The organism is Xanthomonas sp. NCPPB 1132 (assembly GCF_056629235.1).
This window is the reverse complement of the sequence record NZ_CM152819.1, coordinates 233,255-250,736: the sequence shown is the minus strand read 5'-3', so window position 1 is coordinate 250,736 and position 17,482 is coordinate 233,255. Positions and strand designations below refer to the sequence as shown.

19 protein-coding genes are annotated in these 17,482 nt (G+C 70.1%); 4 read left to right on the top strand and 15 right to left on the bottom strand.

Going from position 1 to position 17,482, the window contains the following annotated elements; all coding sequences use genetic code 11:
- Positions 1-173: 173 nt before the first annotated feature.
- The 7 genes from AC1G9L_RS01080 to rsmG form a co-directional block, all read right to left on the bottom strand.
- A complete protein-coding gene (locus tag AC1G9L_RS01080) occupies positions 174-515 on the bottom strand; it encodes a lipid-A-disaccharide synthase N-terminal domain-containing protein (protein WP_010342742.1) in 342 nt (113 codons plus the stop codon).
- Between the two features lies 1 nt (position 516).
- A complete protein-coding gene (locus tag AC1G9L_RS01075; protein ID WP_481070035.1) occupies positions 517-1,239 on the bottom strand; it encodes a glycosyltransferase family 2 protein in 723 nt (240 codons plus the stop codon).
- Positions 1,240-1,323: 84 nt separating this feature from the next.
- Positions 1,324-2,289 (bottom strand): NAD-dependent epimerase/dehydratase family protein, encoded by a 966-nt coding sequence (locus AC1G9L_RS01070; RefSeq protein WP_019800408.1) that lies wholly within the window; start codon positions 2,287-2,289, stop codon positions 1,324-1,326.
- A gap of 194 nt (positions 2,290-2,483) precedes the next feature.
- Positions 2,484-2,792 (bottom strand): helix-hairpin-helix domain-containing protein, encoded by a 309-nt coding sequence (locus AC1G9L_RS01065; protein ID WP_017908743.1) that lies wholly within the window; start codon positions 2,790-2,792, stop codon positions 2,484-2,486.
- Positions 2,793-2,828: 36 nt separating this feature from the next.
- Positions 2,829-3,749 carry a ParB/RepB/Spo0J family partition protein gene (locus AC1G9L_RS01060; protein ID WP_010342746.1) on the bottom strand — a complete coding sequence of 307 codons (921 nt, stop codon included), beginning with the start codon at positions 3,747-3,749 and terminating at the stop codon, positions 2,829-2,831.
- Positions 3,749-4,546, bottom strand: coding sequence for a ParA family protein (locus AC1G9L_RS01055; protein ID WP_010342747.1), 798 nt, complete (start codon positions 4,544-4,546; stop codon positions 3,749-3,751). Before AC1G9L_RS01055 ends, AC1G9L_RS01060 begins: the two co-directional genes overlap by 1 nt.
- 90 nt (positions 4,547-4,636) lie before the next feature.
- Positions 4,637-5,278: a 16S rRNA (guanine(527)-N(7))-methyltransferase RsmG gene (gene rsmG, locus AC1G9L_RS01050; RefSeq protein WP_481070034.1), complete on the bottom strand. Its 642-nt coding sequence runs from the start codon at positions 5,276-5,278 to the stop codon at positions 4,637-4,639.
- A 96-nt stretch (positions 5,279-5,374) separates the two neighbouring features.
- Here rsmG and AC1G9L_RS01045 point away from each other — a divergent pair, with 96 nt between their 5' ends.
- Positions 5,375-6,985, top strand: coding sequence for an alkaline phosphatase D family protein (locus AC1G9L_RS01045; RefSeq protein WP_481070032.1), 1,611 nt, complete (start codon positions 5,375-5,377; stop codon positions 6,983-6,985).
- Between the two features lie 66 nt (positions 6,986-7,051).
- Here AC1G9L_RS01045 and AC1G9L_RS01040 read toward each other — a convergent pair whose 3' ends face one another.
- Positions 7,052-7,681 carry a 4'-phosphopantetheinyl transferase family protein gene (locus AC1G9L_RS01040; RefSeq protein WP_481070031.1) on the bottom strand — a complete coding sequence of 210 codons (630 nt, stop codon included), beginning with the start codon at positions 7,679-7,681 and terminating at the stop codon, positions 7,052-7,054.
- 129 nt (positions 7,682-7,810) lie between these two features.
- Here AC1G9L_RS01040 and AC1G9L_RS01035 point away from each other — a divergent pair, with 129 nt between their 5' ends.
- The gene (locus tag AC1G9L_RS01035; protein WP_010342751.1) at positions 7,811-8,062 is read left to right on the top strand and encodes a GlsB/YeaQ/YmgE family stress response membrane protein; all 252 of its coding nucleotides are present in this window, start codon (positions 7,811-7,813) and stop codon (positions 8,060-8,062) included.
- 64 nt (positions 8,063-8,126) lie between these two features.
- Here AC1G9L_RS01035 and AC1G9L_RS01030 read toward each other — a convergent pair whose 3' ends face one another.
- Together AC1G9L_RS01030 and xth are read right to left on the bottom strand one after the other, a co-directional pair.
- Positions 8,127-8,558, bottom strand: a complete 432-nt coding sequence (locus AC1G9L_RS01030) for a GFA family protein (RefSeq protein WP_019799964.1) — start codon at positions 8,556-8,558, stop codon at positions 8,127-8,129.
- A complete protein-coding gene (gene xth, locus AC1G9L_RS01025; protein ID WP_019799965.1) occupies positions 8,555-9,331 on the bottom strand; it encodes an exodeoxyribonuclease III in 777 nt (258 codons plus the stop codon). Before xth ends, AC1G9L_RS01030 begins: the two co-directional genes overlap by 4 nt.
- Before the next feature lie 277 nt (positions 9,332-9,608).
- Here xth and AC1G9L_RS01020 point away from each other — a divergent pair, with 277 nt between their 5' ends.
- A complete protein-coding gene (locus AC1G9L_RS01020) occupies positions 9,609-9,854 on the top strand; it encodes a helix-turn-helix domain-containing protein (RefSeq protein WP_481070029.1) in 246 nt (81 codons plus the stop codon).
- A gap of 2 nt (positions 9,855-9,856) precedes the next feature.
- Positions 9,857-11,170, top strand: coding sequence for a type II toxin-antitoxin system HipA family toxin (locus AC1G9L_RS01015; protein ID WP_481070027.1), 1,314 nt, complete (start codon positions 9,857-9,859; stop codon positions 11,168-11,170).
- Positions 11,171-11,227: 57 nt separating this feature from the next.
- On the opposite strand, the gene AC1G9L_RS01010 is transcribed toward AC1G9L_RS01015, so the two are convergent.
- From AC1G9L_RS01010 to AC1G9L_RS00990, 5 genes are all read right to left on the bottom strand, one after another.
- Positions 11,228-12,664: a coniferyl aldehyde dehydrogenase gene (locus AC1G9L_RS01010; protein ID WP_481070026.1), complete on the bottom strand. Its 1,437-nt coding sequence runs from the start codon at positions 12,662-12,664 to the stop codon at positions 11,228-11,230.
- Positions 12,665-12,968: 304 nt separating this feature from the next.
- Entirely contained in the window at positions 12,969-13,658 is a 690-nt protein-coding gene (gene yjjG / locus AC1G9L_RS01005; RefSeq protein ID WP_019799684.1) for a pyrimidine 5'-nucleotidase, read from the bottom strand.
- Between the two features lie 119 nt (positions 13,659-13,777).
- Positions 13,778-15,508, bottom strand: a complete 1,731-nt coding sequence (locus AC1G9L_RS01000) for a cation acetate symporter (protein WP_019799685.1) — start codon at positions 15,506-15,508, stop codon at positions 13,778-13,780.
- Positions 15,505-15,822 carry a DUF485 domain-containing protein gene (locus AC1G9L_RS00995; protein ID WP_010342761.1) on the bottom strand — a complete coding sequence of 106 codons (318 nt, stop codon included), beginning with the start codon at positions 15,820-15,822 and terminating at the stop codon, positions 15,505-15,507. The genes AC1G9L_RS01000 and AC1G9L_RS00995 overlap by 4 nt, the downstream gene beginning before the upstream one ends.
- Positions 15,823-15,854: 32 nt before the next feature.
- Positions 15,855-17,267 carry a DcaP family trimeric outer membrane transporter gene (locus AC1G9L_RS00990; protein ID WP_267119469.1) on the bottom strand — a complete coding sequence of 471 codons (1,413 nt, stop codon included), beginning with the start codon at positions 17,265-17,267 and terminating at the stop codon, positions 15,855-15,857.
- Between the last annotated feature and the right edge of the window lie 215 nt (positions 17,268-17,482).

The window sequence follows — 17,482 nt, the reverse complement described above, 5'->3', positions numbered from 1 at the left end:
CGGAATAGTGCTCGAATCCTTATCGGAACGGTCCTGGCAGAGGCTGTGCGCGTGCTTGCCGACGTGTCGGCGGGGCGGCGGGCCGGGTCGCGGCTGAAGCCGCTCCTACGACAGGGCCAGCTGCGATCGGAGGGTATTACGCGCCCCTGCAATCGCGCGCAGCGGCACCGCGCTCAATGCGTCGCGCGGTCGCGGTGCCAGCCGCGGTGCTTGATGTCCAGGTACAGGCTGTAGAAGGCCGTGAACGCGGGGAACAGGTTCTGCAGCACGCCCACCGAGTCCTGCTTGGCCGAGAACATGAAGTAGCTCAGCGTCATCAGGCTGCCGACCACGCTCATGTACCAGAACAGGCGCGGGATCACCGGCTTGCCGGCGCGCTTGGAGGCGACGAACTGCACCAGCCAGCGGCCACCGAACATCAGCGCGCCGACGTAGCCGATCAGCTTCCAGCCGGTGACGTGCAGCCCGGTCCAGTACAGCGCCTGGATCGGTTCGTTGAGGAAGTTCGCCTCCATCTCAGCGCTCCTGCACCGCGGTGCGGCGGCTGCGCGCGATCAGCCAGGCCACGCCGCGCAGGTCGCGGATGCCGACCAGGGCGCGGTTGAGATTGTTGTACTTGGACACGCCGGAAGTGCGGTGGCGGTGGTTCACCGGCACGCTCAGGGTCCGCCAGCCGGCGCGCTGCATCAGCGCCGGCAGGTAGCGGTGCATGTGGTCGAAGTACGGCAGGTCCAGGAACGCCTCGCGCTCGAACAGCTTGATGCCGCAGCCGGTGTCCGGGGTGTCGTCGCGCAGCATGCGCGCGCGGATCGCATTGGCCCACTTGGAGGCCCAGCGCTTGCTGCCCGAATCCTGCCGCGATACCCGCCAGCCGGCGAACAATTTGACCAGCGGCTCGGCTGCCTGGCGCGCGGCCAGCAGCTTGGGGATGTCGGCCGGATCGTTCTGGCCGTCGCCGTCCAGGGTGGCGATCCACAGCCCGCGCGCGGCCTTGACGCCGTTGCGCACCGCGGTGCTCTGCCCGCTCTGGCTGACATGGTGCAGCACGCGCAGCTCCGGTGTGGACGCCTTCAGCCCTTCGAGCACCGCCAGGGTGTCGTCGCGCGAATGGTCGTCGACATAGACGATCTCGAAATCGATCGTGCCGCGCAGCGCGGCGACGATCTCGGCGACCAGCGGCGGCACGTTGTCGCGCTCGTTGAACACCGGGACGACGACGGAAAGGGAAAGCTGGCTCATGGATTCGGCAGGGCTGGGCGCGGGGGCGCGTGGGGGAAAAAGCGGGGCATTGTGCCGCGGACTAAGGGATCCGCGCATGAAGCGTCAGGCGGCGGCGCCGAAATACTCCCGGCACCAGGCCACCACCTGCGGCAGGCCGACCTCGATCGGGGTGCTCGGATCGAAGCCGAACGCGGCGTGGGCCCGCGCAGTATCGGCCATCGTCTCGATCATGTCGCCCGGCTGCATCGGCCGGTACAGCTTTTCGGCGCTGCGCCCGGCGGCGCCCTCGATCACCGCGATGAAATGCTCCAGTTCCACCGGGGTGTGATTGCCGAGGTTGAACACGCGATGCGGCACCGGCTCGCTGGAGGCGTGATCGAGCGCGCCGAGCACGCCGGCGACGATGTCGGCGACGAAGGTGAAATCGCGGCGCATGCGCCCGTGGTTGAACACTTCGATCGGGCGCCCGGCCAGCACCGCGCGGCTGAACAGCAGCGGCGCCATGTCCGGGCGGCCCCAGGGGCCGTACACGGTGAAGAAACGCAGCCCGGTGGCGCGCAGGCCGTACAGCTGCGCATAGGTATGGGCCATCAGCTCGTTGGCGGCCTTGGTCGCCGCGTACAGCGAGCGCGGCTGGTCGATGCGCTTGTCCTCGGAGAACGGCGGCGTCGCCGAATCGCCGTACACCGAGCTGCTGGAGGCGTAGACCAGGTGCTCGACGCCGCGGTGCCGGCACAGCTCCAGCATGTTGACGAAGCCGACCAGGTTGCTGTCGACGTAGGCGTAGGGATTCTGCAGCGAATAGCGCACCCCGGCCTGCGCGGCCAGGTGCACCACGCGGGTCGGCTGGACCTCGTCGAACAGCGCGGCCAGGCCGTCGCGGTCGGTCAGGTCGAGCGTGCGGATGTCCGCGCCCGCGCACAGCGCGGCGACGCGGTCGCGCTTGAGCTGCGGGTCGTAGTAGTCGTTGTAGTTGTCCAGGCCGACCACCAGCTGCCCGGCGGCGCGCAGCGCGCGGACGGTGTGGGCACCGATGAAGCCGGCGGCGCCGGTGACGAGAGTGGGCATGGCGGAATCCTGGAAAGCGAAAGACGAAGAAATGGCGGGCGTCGCGGCCGGGCAACGCTCAGGGCAGCCCGGCGTTGACGCCGCCCGGATCGATGGCACCCGCGCGGCAGTGCTGCATGCCGTCCGGGCTGATCTGCGTGTCCTGGTGGCTCATGCAATGCTCCGGTTGCTGCCCCGCGCCGCGGCGCGGGGCCTCAGCGCAGGGTCAGCGGCGCGTCCTTGGCCAGCGCCGCCTTGCGCTCCTTGCTGAACTCCCACCACGGGCGCGGCGTCTCGCCCTGCATGAAGCGCACGATCGACAGGAACACGTCGATCACGCAGTGGTCGTGCACCACGCCCGTGCGCAGGCACAGCTGCGCGTACATGTCGTACGGATCGCGGCCCTGCAGATGCGCCGGCACGCGGATGCCGATCAGGCGCAGGTCCTTCTCGCAGGCCGGGCCGACGTTGGGCAGGTCGGTCAGGCGCAGCAGGTGGTGGCGGTCGACCTTGCTGGGATGCATGGCGGTGGCGGTCCTGGCGGACGCGGGCGGCGGCGCTCAGGCCTGCCGCGGACGCAGTTTCTCGAGCACGCCGTCCAGCGTGTCCAGATCGGTGTAGTGGATTACCAGCTTGCCCTTGCCGCCGCGGCCGTGGGCGATGGACACCTTGGTGCCCAGCGACTCGGACAGCTCGGTCTCCAGCGAGGCGATGTCGGCCTGCGGCGCGGTGCGCGCCGGCTTGGCCTTGCGGTTGCTCGGCACCTTGCCGGCGGCGAACTGCTGGGCGCGGTGCTCGACCTCGCGCACCGACCAGCCCTGGTCGGCGGCGTCGGAGGCCAGGCGGCTGGCCAGCTCCGGCGACAGCGTCAGCAGCGCGCGCGCATGGCCCATCTCCAGGCGCCGCGCTTCCAGCAACGCGCGGATCGCCGGCGGCAGTTCCAGCAGGCGCAGCAGGTTGGACACCGATGCACGCGAGCGGCCCACCGCCTCGGCGGCCTCGGCGTGGGTCAGCGAGAACTCGTCGATCAGCCGCTGCAGCGCCTGCGCCTCTTCCAGCGGATTGAGGTCCTCGCGCTGGATGTTCTCGATCAGCGCCATGGCGATGACGGTGCGGTCGTCCAGCTCGCGCACCACCACCGGCACTTCGCTCAGCCCAGCCAGCTGCGAGGCGCGCCAGCGGCGTTCGCCGGCGACGATCTCGAAACTGCCCGGCGCCAGTTCGCGGGCGACGATCGGCTGGATCACGCCCTGCGCCTTGATCGACTCGGCCAGCTCCTGCAGCTTGGCCTCGTCCATCTCCTGGCGCGGCTGGTACTTGCCCGGCTGCAGCTGCCCCACCGGCAGGCGGCGCAGGCTCTCGCCCGGCTGCACTTCGGCGGTCGGCACCGGCGCAGCCGCGCCCTTCGGCCCCAGCAGCGCTTCCAGGCCACGGCCGAGGCCGCGCTTCTTCGCTCCGAGGGCGGGGGGCTTGGCACTCATCAGACGGTCTCCATGGCCGGCATCGGCCGATTGCGTTCGTTGCGGCGGCGCACGATCTCGCCGGCCAGTCCCAGGTAGGCGACGCCGCCGCGCGAGGTGCGGTCGTAGCCGACGATGCTCTGGCCATGGCTGGGCGCCTCGGCCAGGCGCACGTTGCGCGGCACGATGGTGCGGAACACCTTGTCGCCGAAGTGGTTGGTCAGCTCCGCCGACACCGCGTTGGCCAGGTTGTTGCGCACGTCGAACATGGTCCGCAGCACGCCTTCGATCTCCAGCGCCGGATTCAGCTCGGCGCGCAGCGCCTCGATGGTCTCCAGCAGCGCGGTCAGCCCTTCCAGCGCGTAGTACTCGCACTGCATCGGCACGATCACCGAATCGGCGGCGGTCAGCGCGTTCAGGGTCAGCAGCGACAGCGCCGGCGGGCAGTCGATCAGGATGAAGTCGTAGGCCTCGCGCAGCGGCGCCAGCGCGGTCTTCAGCCGCTGCTCGCGCGCCGGCTGGTCCATCAGCTGGATCTCGGCGGCGGTGAGATCGATGTTGCCCGGCAGCAGGTCGAAGCCTTCCGGCGCGGTCACCCGGATCTGTTCGGCGCTGCTCTCGCCGAGCAGCACGTCGCAGGTGGAGGCGGCCAGCTCGCGCTTGTCGATGCCGCTGCCCATCGTCGCATTGCCCTGCGAGTCCAGGTCCACCAGCAGCACGCGCTGCGACTGGCGAGCCAGCGCCGCGGCCAGGTTGACCGCGGTGGTGGTCTTGCCGACGCCGCCCTTCTGGTTGGCGATGGCGATGATGCGGGCCATGCGGGAGCCTCGTCGGCGATGGGGGTGGGACCGGGCATTATGCGGTCACAGCCCCCCGTGGCGGAAATCGGGGCCGGCCGCGGCCGCCGCTCAACCGCGCTCGACCACCACCAGGTGGCGGTCGGCGCCCAGGCCGGGGACCTGCAGCGGGTGCACCGTCGGCGCCACCCAGCCCGGCGGCAGCGCGGCGATCTCCTCGTCCGGACGCACGCCCTTCATCGCCAGCAGGCGCCCGCCCGGGCGCAGCAGGTGGCCGCCGACGGCGACGATGCCGGCCAGCGTATCCAGCGCGCGCGCCGTCAGCAGGTCGTAGGCGCCGGCCTCGTCCAGCGCCTCGGCGCGCGACTCGGCCACCCGCGCGTTGTCCAGGCGCAGCTGGCGCACCGCCTCGCGCAGGAACCGCGCCTTCTTGCCGTTGCTTTCGACCAGGGTCACCCGCAACTGCGGCCGCGCGATCGCCAGCGGGATGCCGGGCAGCCCCGGCCCGGTGCCCAGGTCGGCCAGCGCGCCCTCGCTGGCGAACGGCTGCATCGCCAGCGAATCCAGCAGATGGCGGGTCACCATCTCGTGCGGGTCGCGGATCGCGGTCAGGTTGTAGGTGCGGTTCCAGCGCGTCAGCAGCGCCAGGTAGGCCAGCAGCGGCGGCGCCAGCGCGGCGGCGTCCAGGCCTTGCGCGTGCAGGCCCTGTTCGAGCACGACGCGGACGGAATCGGGAAGGGAAGCATCGGTCATCGGTGGATTATCGCAGGTGGCGCCGCGCGTGCTGCCATGTTGCGGACATCGGCGCGCGCGAGCATTGTCGATCGTCTTCAAGCACGCTTCTGCCCCATGTCCGACCTTGCAGACACCCCGACCGCGCCCGCCGACGCCCCGCACGATCCCGGCCGCCGCCGGGTGCTGGCCGGGCTGGGCCTGCTGGCGGCGACGCCGCTGCTGAGCCCGTTCGCCCGTGCCAGCGGCAGCGCCGATCCGTTCACCCTGGGCGTGGCGGCGGGCGACCCGCTGCACGACGGGCTGGTGCTGTGGACCCGCCTGGCGCCCCAGCCGCTGGCGCCGGACGGCAGCGGCGGCCTGCGTGCGCCGGTGCCGGTGCGCTGGCGCGTGGCCACCGACGCGGCCATGACCCAGGTGGTCCAGCGCGGAGTGGCGATGGCGCATCCGCGCTGGGGCCATGCCGTGCACGTGGAGGTCAGCGGCCTGCAACCGGGACGGCCGTACTGGTACCGCTTCGAGGCGCTGGGCGCGCAGAGTCCGCTCGGGTGCGCGCGCACCGCGCCGGCGTCTGGCGCCCTGGACAGCGCGTGCTTCGGCTTCGTCTCCTGCGCGCACTGGGAAGAAGGCTATTTCAGCGCCTACCGGCATCTGGCCGCGGAACGCCCGGACCTGGTGTTCTTCCTCGGCGACTACATCTACGAGTACAGCCACCGCGGCGAGGAAGCCGCCGGCCTGGTGCGCACCCACGGCAGCGGCGACTGCGTCGATCTGGCCGGCTACCGCAATCGCTATGCGCTGTACCGCACCGATCCCGACCTGCAGGCGCTGCATGCGGGCTCCGCCTGCGTGGCGACGTGGGACGACCACGAAGTGCAGAACGACTACGCCAACCGCTGGTCGCAGGACCCGGCCGTGCCCACCGCCGCCTTCCTGCGCCGCCGTGCCGCCGCCTATCAGGCGATGTACGAGCACTTTCCGCTGCGCGCCCGGCATCGTCCGCACGGGCCGGACATGCGCATCTACCGGGCCCTGGACTACGGCGCATTGGCGCGCTTCTTCGTCCTGGATGGCCGCCAGTACCGCAGCGAGCAACCGTGTCCGCTGCCCAGCGGCTGGCGCGGCGGGCACGTCGCGCCGCTCGACTGCAAGGACCTGAACGACCCGGCGCGCAGCATGCTCGGTGCGGCGCAGGAGCGCTGGCTGTACCGCGGCTTCGGCCGCTCGCAGGCGCGCTGGAACATCATCGCGCAGGACCTGCTGGTCGCGCCGATCGTGCAGCACGACCGCAACGACGGCCATGTCGGCGCCTGGACCGACGGCTGGGACGGCTACCCGGCCACGCGCGCGCGCATGCTCGACGCCATCGTCCGCAGCGGCCTGCGCAATCCGGTGTTCTGGGGCGGCGACATCCATTCCTACTGGGTCACCGATCTCAAGGCCGAGACGACCGACCCGCACGCGCCCACCGTGGCCACGGAGTTCGTCGGCACCTCGATCACCTCCGACGGCCCGCCGCATGCGGAGATCGTGCAGCGGCTGCCGGACAATCCGCACGTGCGCTACGCCGAGAGCCGCCAGCGCGGCTACGTGTCGGTGTCGCTGAGCCCGGCGCGGATGGAGACCCGGCTGCAGGCGATCTCCGAACGCCGCGATCCGCACGCCACGGTGTCCACGCTCAAGCGCTTCGTGGTGGAGGATGGCCGCGCCGGTGCGGTCGAAGCCTGAGGCACGGCACCCGCGGCGCCTGGCGCGGGTCGGCCGCCGGCTGCGCACCGGTGCGCACGGCGACTGCTACGGCAGCGCCGCAGGGGTCCAGGCCAGCGCCGCGCGGTAGCCCGCGACCGGCGCCCATTCGTGCAGATGCCAGGCCTCGGCCTCCCCCAGGCCCGGGTCGCACCAGACCAGGCGCAGCGCGCCGTCGGCGTCCTCGGCGAAGCGCAGCCGGTGCAGGCCGAAGGCGATGCCGTGGCCATGCGCCTTGAGCTGCGCTTCCTTGGCGCACCACAGGCGGAAGAACAGCGCCTCGCGCGCCGGCATCGCCAGCGCCGCCAGCAGCGCGACCTCGTCCGGGTGGAAGAAGCGCTGCGCCAGTTCCAGCAGGCGCGGCCGCGGCCGCTGGCGCTCGATGTCCACGCCCAGCCGTGCGTGCGCGGCCACCGCCACCAGCAGGTAGTCGCCGCTGTGGCTCCAGCCGGTGTCCAGGTGCGCCAGCGGCGCGTGCAGCCGCGGCCGGCCGCGCGCATCGCGACGCAGCGGCAACTGCGCCGCCGGCAGCGTCAGTTCGCCGGCCAGCAGGTGCCGCGCCTGCGCTTCGCCGGAGGTCCGCGGCGGATGCGGGCGCAGCCACAGCGTTACCGGGCCGAGGCGCCAGTCCGGTGCCTCGGCGCCGTCGGCGGCCACAGGGGGCAGCGGCGCGCTCACGCCGCACCCACAAAGCGCAATGGCCGCTGCGCTACGGTGCCGCCGCTATACGACCGCTTCACGGCAGCGCTTCTTAAATGGCGCGCACCCCACCGCTCCTGGTGCGGGCCGAACCGAGGAGTCTGACGCATGGGCATCATCATCTGGTTGATCGTCGGCGGCATCGTGGGCTGGCTGGCCAGCATCATCATGCGCCGTGACGCACAGCAGGGCATCATCCTGAACATCGTGGTCGGCATCGTCGGTGCGCTGATCGCCGGCTGGCTGTTCGGCGGCGGCATCAACCAGGCGATCACCCTGTGGACGTTCCTGTATTCGCTGATCGGCGCGATCATCCTGCTGGCGATCGTCAACCTGGTCACCCGCGGCCGCGCGCGCTGACGCGTCGCCTTTACCGCTTGCGCAAACGCCCGGTTCGCCGGGCGTTTTGCGTTTGCGGCCGCGCTCACGGCGCGGCGCGGTCGGCGGCATGATGCACGCCGTCCTCGACCGGCACCGCGATGGCCAGCGCATACGGGTCCACGCCTTCCAGGCAACCGACGTTGTAGCCGTACAGGCTGGGATCGGAGCGGCGCCGATGATGCGTGTAGATCCCGCAGGTGCCGCAGAAATAGTGCTGCGCGGTGTGGGTGTGGAACTGGTACAGGCGCAGCGCCTGCTCGCCTTCGCGGACATGCAGGGCGGCCAGCGGCACCGACGCGACGATGGCACCGCGGCGCCGGCACAGCGAGCAGTTGCAGCGGCGCGGGTCGACGATGCCGTGCGGCAGCTCCAGGTCGATCTGCACCGCGCCGCAGTGGCAACTGAGCCGGTGCAGCGGCGCGATCGCGGTATCGCCGACCTTGTCGATGCAGCGACGCACATTGCGCTCGCTCATGCGCCCGGCTCCAGTTCGATCCAGGCCGGCGCGTGGTCGCTGGGGCGCTCCCAGGTGCGCGGTTCGCGGTCGATGCCGGCGCCACGGGTGCGCGCCTTCAGCGCCTCGGACACCAGGGTCAGGTCGATGCGCAGGCCCAGGTCGCGGCGGAAGCCCGCCTGGCGGTAGTCCCACCAGCTGAACAGGCCGCCATCTGCATGGTGCAGGCGGAAGCCGTCGTGCAGGCCCAGGTCGAGCAGCTTGTGCAGGGCGCCGCGCTCGGCGGTGGAGGTGAGGATGTGGTTGTCGCTCCACACCAGCGGATCGTGCACGTCGCGCGCGTCCGGGGCGATGTTGAAGTCGCCCAGCACCACCAGCCGCGGATGCCGCTGCAGCTCGTCGGCCAGCCAGGCGTGCACCGCCTCCAGCCAGCGCAGCTTGTAGGCGTACTTGTCGGTGCCCACGTCCTGGCCGTTGACCACGTACAGATTGACGATGCGCAGGTCGCCGATGGTGGCGGCGATGGCGCGCTTCTGCTCGTCCTCCAGGCCCGGCACGCCGATCTGCACGTCGCCGATCGGCAGGCGCGAGAGGATCGCCACGCCGTTGTAGGTCTTCTGCCCGGCGAACACGCTGCGGTAGCCGGCCTCGGCCAGCGCCGTGTCGGGAAACTTGTGGTCCTCCAGCTTGGTCTCCTGGATCCCGACCACGTCCGGCGCGAACGCGGCCAGCCACTGTTGCAGGTGCGGCAGGCGCACGTTGAGCGAGTTGACGTTCCAGCTGGCGATTTTCATCGATCCTTCAACCTTTTGATTCAACCATCTTGGTTCGGTTGGGCAGCCCGGCCAACCCCGGCTGGCGCTGCTGGGCGGAGCCGCCCATTTGACCACACGGCTCTGTTGAGTATTCGCAGGCAACACCAGTAGCGCCTGGATCGCCGTCGCACTGAATTATGTGTCAAAGCCGATATTCAACATTTATCGCCATCAGCGCATAAGATCAGATTATGCATCACATCCGATATTGAAGTTTTATCGGGAATGGCGCATATTGCTTCCTCAGGAGACCGTCATGCACGACCTCGCCCGTACACCCAAGCAGATCGGCACCCTCATCCGTCGCCAACGAAAACGCCTGGGGATGAGTCAGAGCGCCCTGGGCGATCGCTGCGGCTTGCGCCAGGAAACGATCTCGTTGATCGAGACCGGCAACCCGGCGACACGGCTGGACACCCTGCTGGGGGTGCTGGCGGCGCTCGAACTGGAATTCCTGGTCGCCGTCCGCAGCCGCGGTGCCGATCCCAGGGATCTGCTCTGACCATGGCAAGGATCCGCCGCCATTCGCCACTGCGCGTGTACCAGAATGATCGCCTGGTCGGGCATCTGCTGAAGGAGCCTAGCGGCGCGATCGCGTTCCGTTACGACCCGCAATGGCTGGAACGCAGCAGGGCATTCCCGGTCTCGCTGTCGCTGCCGTTGCGCGAGGAACCCTGGCGGGGCGAGCCGGTCGTGGCGGTCTTCGAGAACCTGTTGCCCGACTCGGACGCACTGCGCCAGCGCGTGGCTGAGAAGGTCGGCGCCGACGGCGTCGACGCCTACAGCCTGCTGGCGGCGATCGGTCGGGACTGCATCGGCGCCTTGCAGTTCATCGCCGGCGATACGGCGCCGGAAGGCACCGCGACGCTCTCCGGAGAGCCGGTCGACGAGGCGGCCATCGAACGGCTGCTCGCATCGTTGGCGCAGGCGCCCCTAGGCCTGCGGCGGGACGAGGATTTCAGGATCTCGGTCGCCGGCGCACAGGAAAAGACCGCCCTGCTACGACTGGACGGCCAATGGCTCAAGCCGCATGGCACCACGCCGACCACGCATCTGTTCAAGACGCAGATCGGCAGATTGCCGAACGGCATCGACCTTTCCGACAGCGTCGAGAACGAGTTCTACTGCCTGCAGTTGCTCAAGCATCTCGGCCTGCCGGTCGCCAATGCCGAGATGATGACCTTCGGCCGGACCAAGGCGCTGGTGGTCGAGCGCTTCGACCGCGCCTGGCGCGATGGCCGGCTGCTGCGCCTGCCGCAGGAGGATTGCTGCCAGGCGTTGTCGGTCCCGCCGACGCGCAAGTACCAGAGCCACGGCGGACCCGGCATCGTGGCGATCGCGGACCTGCTCAAGGGCGCCGATACGCCCGCAGCCGATCACCGCACGCTGCTGCAAGCGCAACTGGTCTTCTGGCTGATCGGCGCCACCGATGGGCATGCCAAGAACTTCAGCCTCTTTCTCCACCCCGGCGGGGGTTACGCACTGACGCCGCTCTACGATGTGCTGACCGCGCAGCCCAGCCTCGATCGGCGACAGATCGAACGCAAGCAGATGAAGCTGGCCATGTCGGTCGGCGACAGCAACCACTACCGCATCGACGAGATCCAGGCGCGGCACTTCCTGCAGACGGGTGCCGCGGCGGCCCTGTCATCCACGCTGGTGCGCAGGGCCATCGAAGACATCGCCGAGCGCATGGTACCGGCACTGGCCTCGCTCGAGAACGCGCTGCCGGCCGACTTTCCGCAGGCGCTGCCCGCATCCGTCAGGGCCGGCGTCGAGCGCCGGATGCGGGTGCTGCAGGCAGGTCTGGCGATTTAGCGGCGCAGCACGCGCGCCGGAGATTCATCCAACCGCGGCCCTCTACCGGTGCACTGATCAGCGCAACAGCACGTCGATCAGCCAACGCAAACGCGTGTACGGCGGCTTCAGCAGATCGGTGGCGCTGCGGCGCGCCTGCCACAGGATCGGCAGGGCCTTGCTGAAGGCGTCGAAGCCGGCGCGGCCGTGGTAGGCGCCCATGCCGCTGGGGCCGATGCCGCCGAACGGCAACGCGTTGGCGGCGAAATGCAGCAGGCTGTCGTTGACGGTGACGCCGCCGGCGAGGGTGGCATGCAGGATGGCCTCGATCCGCGCACGGTCGTGGCTGAAGGGATACAGCGCCAGCGGCCGGTCGCGGCTGTTGATCTCGGCGATGGCCGCATCCAGGGAGCGGTAGCTGCGCACCGGCAGGATCGGGCCGAAGATCTCCTCCTGCATCAGCAGCGCATCGTCGCCCGGCTGCAGCACCAGCGTGGGCACGATCAGCCGCTCCCGCTCGGCGCGGTCGCGCGCCACCGTGGCCAGTTCGATCACCTCCAGGCCGCGCGCGCGCGCATCGTCCAGGTAGCCGCGCAGGCGCCGGTACTGGCCCTCGTTGACGATGCGGGTGTAGTCCGGCGCGCTGGCGAAATCGCCGTAGCGCGCCAGCACCTGCGCACGCAGCGCCTGCACCAGCGCCGCCTCACGGCCGGCGTCCACCAGCACGTAGTCCGGGGCGATGCAGGTCTGCCCGGCGTTGAACCATTTACCGGTGGCCAGGCGTGCGGCGGCCTGTTCCAGCGGGTAATCCGCGCAGACGACGGCCGGCGACTTGCCGCCCAGTTCCAGGGTCAGCGGGGTCAGGTTGGGCGCGGCCGCGGCCATCACCTTGCGCCCGACCGCAGTGGAACCGGTGAACACCAGGTGGTCCAGCGGCAGCGCGGCGAAGGCCGACGCCACCTCGGCCCCACCCAGCGCCACCGCCACCCGCTGCGGCGGGAACACCTCGGCCAGCAGCGACTGCAGGAACTGCGCGCTGCGCGGGGTGTGTTCGGAGGGCTTGAGGTAGACGTGGTTGCCGGCGGCGATGGCGGTGGCCAGCGGGATCAGCGCCAGGTTGACCGGGTAGTTCCACGGCGCGATCACCCCGACCACGCCGACCGGCACCGACCGCACTTCCGCGCGCGCCGGCCACAGGCGCCAGCCGGCGCCGACCCGCTGCGGGCGCATCCAGCGCTTGAGATGGCGCAGCAGATGATCGATCTCGCCGAGCACGGTCATGCCGTCGGCGAGCAGCGACTCGTGGCGCGAACGGTGGCCGAAATCCGCGGAGATGGCCTCGGCCATCTCCGGCAGCCGCCGCTTCAGCGCCGCGCGCAGCCGCAGCAGGTCCTCGCGGCGCTGCGCCCGCTCGGGCTTGGCGGACTGCCAGGCCGCGCGCAGGCGCTGCAGGGTGATGGGCAGGGCGGCTAGCGGCGTGTCGGTGGAAGCGGCGTCGGCGGCGGAGGTCGGCATGGGCGCACTATACGATGGTGGTCGCGGCTGCCGTGCGCCACGTCGGGGGTCGGCAGCATGCGACCGAGACCCCGGGTCTGACGGTGGCTCGCGTCGGGACTGAAGTCCCTCCCACAAGAGAGCAGCAGCGAGCGGGCGAGATGATGCGGCATCCCGTCTCGGGACCGGCAACCCCACCCTTCCGGGGTCGGGACTGAAGTCCCTCCCACAAGGGGCACCCCAACATTGGCCGCGAACTGGAGTTTCCACCTGTGAGAGGGACTTCAGTCCCGACCCGATGGCGCCAGGCACGCGAGCAGATGGGCTACAGCGCCGCCGTCTCTTCCAGCAACCACGCCTGCAACTGAGCCAGCGAGGCAACCTCGTGGTGCGCCACGATGCCCTCCGGCGCGGCGGCGCCGTGCGCGTTGAACCAGCAGGTGTGCAGCCCGGCGGCCAGGCCGCCGGCGATGTCGGCCTGCGGGTTGTCGCCGACCATCAGCACCTGCGCCGGCGGCGGATCGCCCAGTTGCGCCAGCGCGTGCGCGAAGATCCCCGGGTGCGGCTTGGCCACGCCCACGACCTCGGAAATGGCGATCACTTCGAAGCGGTCCTGCAGGCCGGTGCGCTGCAGGCGCGCGGTCTGCAGCGCGCCGAAGCCGTTGGTGACCAGCCCCAGGCGCGCGCGCCCACGCAGCGCGTCGAGCAGGTCCACCGCCCCTTCCAGCGGCGCACACAACTCCGCCATCGCCGCCAGGAACGCCGTGTTCAAGGTCTCCGGCGCGGTCTGCAGGCGCTGCGCCCAGTCGGCGAAGCGGCGCTGCTGCAATTGCAAGGCGGTGATCGCGCCGTTCTGGTGCTGCACCCAGAGCGGTCGGTTGCAGGCGGTGTAGTCGGCGTAATCCGCCTCGCCGAACTGCACGCCGTAGCCGGCGAACATGCGCTGCAGGCCGGCGAAGGCGTCGAAATGGAACAAAGTGTCGTCGGCGTCGAACAGGATCCAGCGATAGCGCATGCAGGCGACCGGGGCGGCAAGGGCCCGCCATGGTAGCCGCTGCCCGCAGACACGACGACGCCGGCACAAGGGCCGGCGTCGCGTGCGGCGATGGCCGCGTCCTGCCTAGGCGCGCGTGCTCAGTGACCCGACCCGCGCGAGGCGCCCAGCCCGGTCTCGGCGCGGATCTGCTGCGCCTTGAACGCGGCGCGCTCCTTGCCGGCCTGCGTGCTGCGGTCCAGCACCGAGAACAGCCAGATGCCGACGAAACCGATGGTCACCGAGAACAGCGCCGGCGAGGTGTACGGGAATGGCGCCGAGCCGGTCGGGTTGCCCAGCGTGTCCACCCACACCGACGGCGACAGCACGGTCAGCACCAGCGAGGAGATCAGGCCCAGGAAGCCGCCGATCACCGCGCCGCGGGTGGTGCAGTCCTTCCACAGCAACGACAGGATCAACACCGGGAAGTTGGCCGAGGCGGCGATGGCGAAGGCCAGCGACACCATGAAGGCCACGTTCTGCTTCTCGAACACGATGCCCAGCAGCACCGCGATCACGCCCAGCGCGATGGTGGTGACGCGCGACACCTTCAGTTCCGAGCCCGGGGCCGGATTGCCCTTCTTGATCACCGTGGCGTACAGGTCGTGGGACACCGCCGAGGCGCCGGACAGGGTCAGGCCGGCGACCACCGCCAGGATGGTGGCGAAGGCTACCGCGGAGATGAAGCCCATGAACACGTTGCCGCCCACCGCATTGCCGACCAGCACCGCCGCCATATTGGCCGCGCCCTTGCCGCCGTGGATGGTGCCGGTGGCGACGTCGGCGAACTGCGGGTTGGTCAGCACCAGGGCGATGGCGCCGAAGCCGATGATGAAGATCAGGATGTAGAAGTAGCCGATCCAGGTCGTGGCCCACAGCACCGACTTGCGCGCCTGCTTGGCGTCGGGGACGGTGAAGAAGCGCATCAGGATGTGCGGCAGGCCGGCGGTGCCGAACATCAGCGCCATGCCGAAGGAAATCGCCGAGATCGGATCCTTGACGAAGCCGCCCGGGCCCATGATCGACAGGCCGGCAGTGGCCGCCTCTTCCGGCGAGGCGCCGCCGCTGGCCGCCACCGCGGTCTTCACCCGCACGCCCTCGGCGAACAGCGCCTCGAAGCTGAAGTTGAAGTGCCACATGATCGCCACGGCCATGAAGGTCACGCCGGTCAGCAGCAGCACCGCCTTGATGATCTGCACCCAGGTGGTGGCGGTCATGCCGCCGAACAGCACGTACACCATCATCAGCACGCCGACCAGGCTCACCGCCACCCAGTAGTCCAGGCCGAACAGCAGCTTGATCAGCGCGCCGGCGCCGACCATCTGCGCGATCAGGTAGAACAGCACCACCACCAGCGTGCCGGAGGCGGCGAAGCTGCGGATCGCGGTCGGCGCGAAGCGGTAGCCGGCCACGTCGGCGAAGGTGTACTTGCCGAGGTTGCGCAGGCGCTCGGCCATCAGGAAGGTCAGGATCGGCCAGCCGACCAGGAAGCCGATGGCGTAGATCAGGCCGTCGTAGCCGTTGGTCATCACCGCCGCGGTGATGCCCAGGAACGAGGCCGCCGACATGTAGTCGCCGGCGATCGCCAGGCCGTTCTGGAAGCCGGTGATGCCGCCGCCGGCGGTGTAGAAGTCCGCCGCCGAGCGGGTCTTCTTCGCCGCCCATTTGGTGATCCACAGGGTGCCGGCGACGAAGAAGGCGAACATGGAGATCGCCACCCAGTTGGTCGGCTGCTTGTCGGTCTGGCCGACGTCGCCGCCGGCGGCCAGGGCCGCGCCGGCCGGCAGCAGCGCGGCCAGCAGCAGCAGAAGGAAGCGCAGGTGCTTGCTCATTGGCGGGCGTCCTCGAGGATGGCGGCGGTCAGCTGGTCGTATACGGTGTTGGCGCGACGCACGTAGATCGCGGTGATGGCGATGGTGAAGACCATCACCCCGATCGCGATCGGGATGCCGATGGTGGTGACGCCGCTGCCCATCGGCTGGGCCAGGAAGGCCTTGTCGAAGGCGATCAGGCCGATGAAGCCGAAGTAGGCCAGCAGCATCAGGACGGTCAGCGTCCAGCCCAGCGCATTGCGCTGGCGCTTGAGCGCGTGGTACTTCGGATTGGCGTCGATCTTGGCGATCAGCGCGTCGTTGGAGAGGCTCATGAGATGGCTCCGGTAAGTGGCCGCGGCGCGGATCAGAAGCTGTACTTGGTGGTGAACTGCAGGCGGGTGATGTCGCCCGTGGCGCCGCTTTCGATCTCGCGCTTGCCGTACATCAGCTCGGCGCCGATATCGACCTTGGGCAGCGGCGAGTAGAAGACGTTGCCGCGGATGCTCTGCACGCTTTTGGTCACGGCCAGGCCGGTGCGCGCGGTATCGTTGTCGTAGTCGCTGCGCGCGTAGATCAGGTTGGTGCGCAGCTTGGGCGAGAACGCGTGCCGCCAGCCGACGTAGCCGGCAACCACCCCGACCGTGTCCAGGTCGCGGTCGGCGGCGTCGTACACCGCATTCTGGGTGATGCCCAGGCCGATGTAGCGGCCGATGCCTTCGCCGCCGGTGAGCTGGTAGAACAGGCTGTCGCTGTCGCTGGCCACCCACTTGCCGCCCAGGGTCAGACCGCCGGAGGCCTTGCTGGCGTCGGCACCGGTGGCGCGGTTGTCGACCTTCTGCTGGCCGACCACGCCGGCCACGCCGAAGCTGCCCCAGTCGCCCTTCCAGCCATAGCGCACGGTCAGGTCCGGCAGCGCGCCGCGGTCGGAACTGGCGGTGCTGACCACGCCGGCCACGCTGCGCGTGTACAGGGTGGTTTCCGGGTTCTCCAGGGCGATGCTGAAGCCGCCGTTGGTGTAGCGCAGCTGCGCCTGGCGCACGAACACCACACCATCGGTGGGGCCGATGAAGTCGGCCGCTTCCGGCAGCGCCGCCGGATCCATGAAGTTGGACCAGGTCTGGCCGGCCAGCCAGTGGTTCCAGTACATGTAGGCATGGCGCAGGGTGGCACCGTAGGTGTTGGTGGCGGTCTGGGTGCCCAGTGAATTGCCGAAGAAGTCCAGTTCCACCAGCGCGCCGGCCTTGTTGCCGCCTTCGGTCACGCTGTCCACGCCGAAGTTGATCCGCGAGAACTTGGCGTGGGCGTTGTAGTCGGTGCCGGACTTGGCCCCGCCCACCGGGGTCTGCCCGGGCAAATACAGCGCGCGGCCGGTGGCATCGTCGGCGAGCTGGCCGTCGCCGGTGCGGGTGGCCAGGAAGTCGGCCTTGATGAAGCCGCCGACCTTGAAGGTGGTGCCGGGTGTCGCCCCCGGGGTGATGGTGGTGACCTGGATCGGCGCCTTGCCGGCCGGCGGTGCCGGGGGTGGCGGCGGCGGCGCGGCCTGGGTCGAGCGGACCGCGGCGACCTCGGTCTGGGTCTGCGCGATCTGCCCCTGCTGCTGTTGCTGCGCGGACAGCAGTTGCTGCACCTGCCGTTCCAGCTCGGCCACGCGGGTCTCCAGCGCCTGTTCGCGCGCCGAGGGTTTGCCTTGGGCGAAGGCCGCGCCGGGCGCGACCAGGGCCACCAACAGCGCCGCCGCCAGCGGGCGACGCGCCAAGGATGCGATGCGGTTGCTCATTACTCCCTCCCGAATAATGGATGGCCGCACGCATGCGCACGGCCGTAGCCCAGCGTGCGCGAGCGGGGCGGGCGCGCCTATTGGCCATTAGTCGAACGTCGGCTGAGTTACGACCATCGTCTAAGGCCGGGCGCGTGTGCGCTTAACGCCGGATGCGGCACACTGCGCGTTGACGCGCCGCCGCATGCGGCGCCCCGTTCAATGCAGAGGGAACC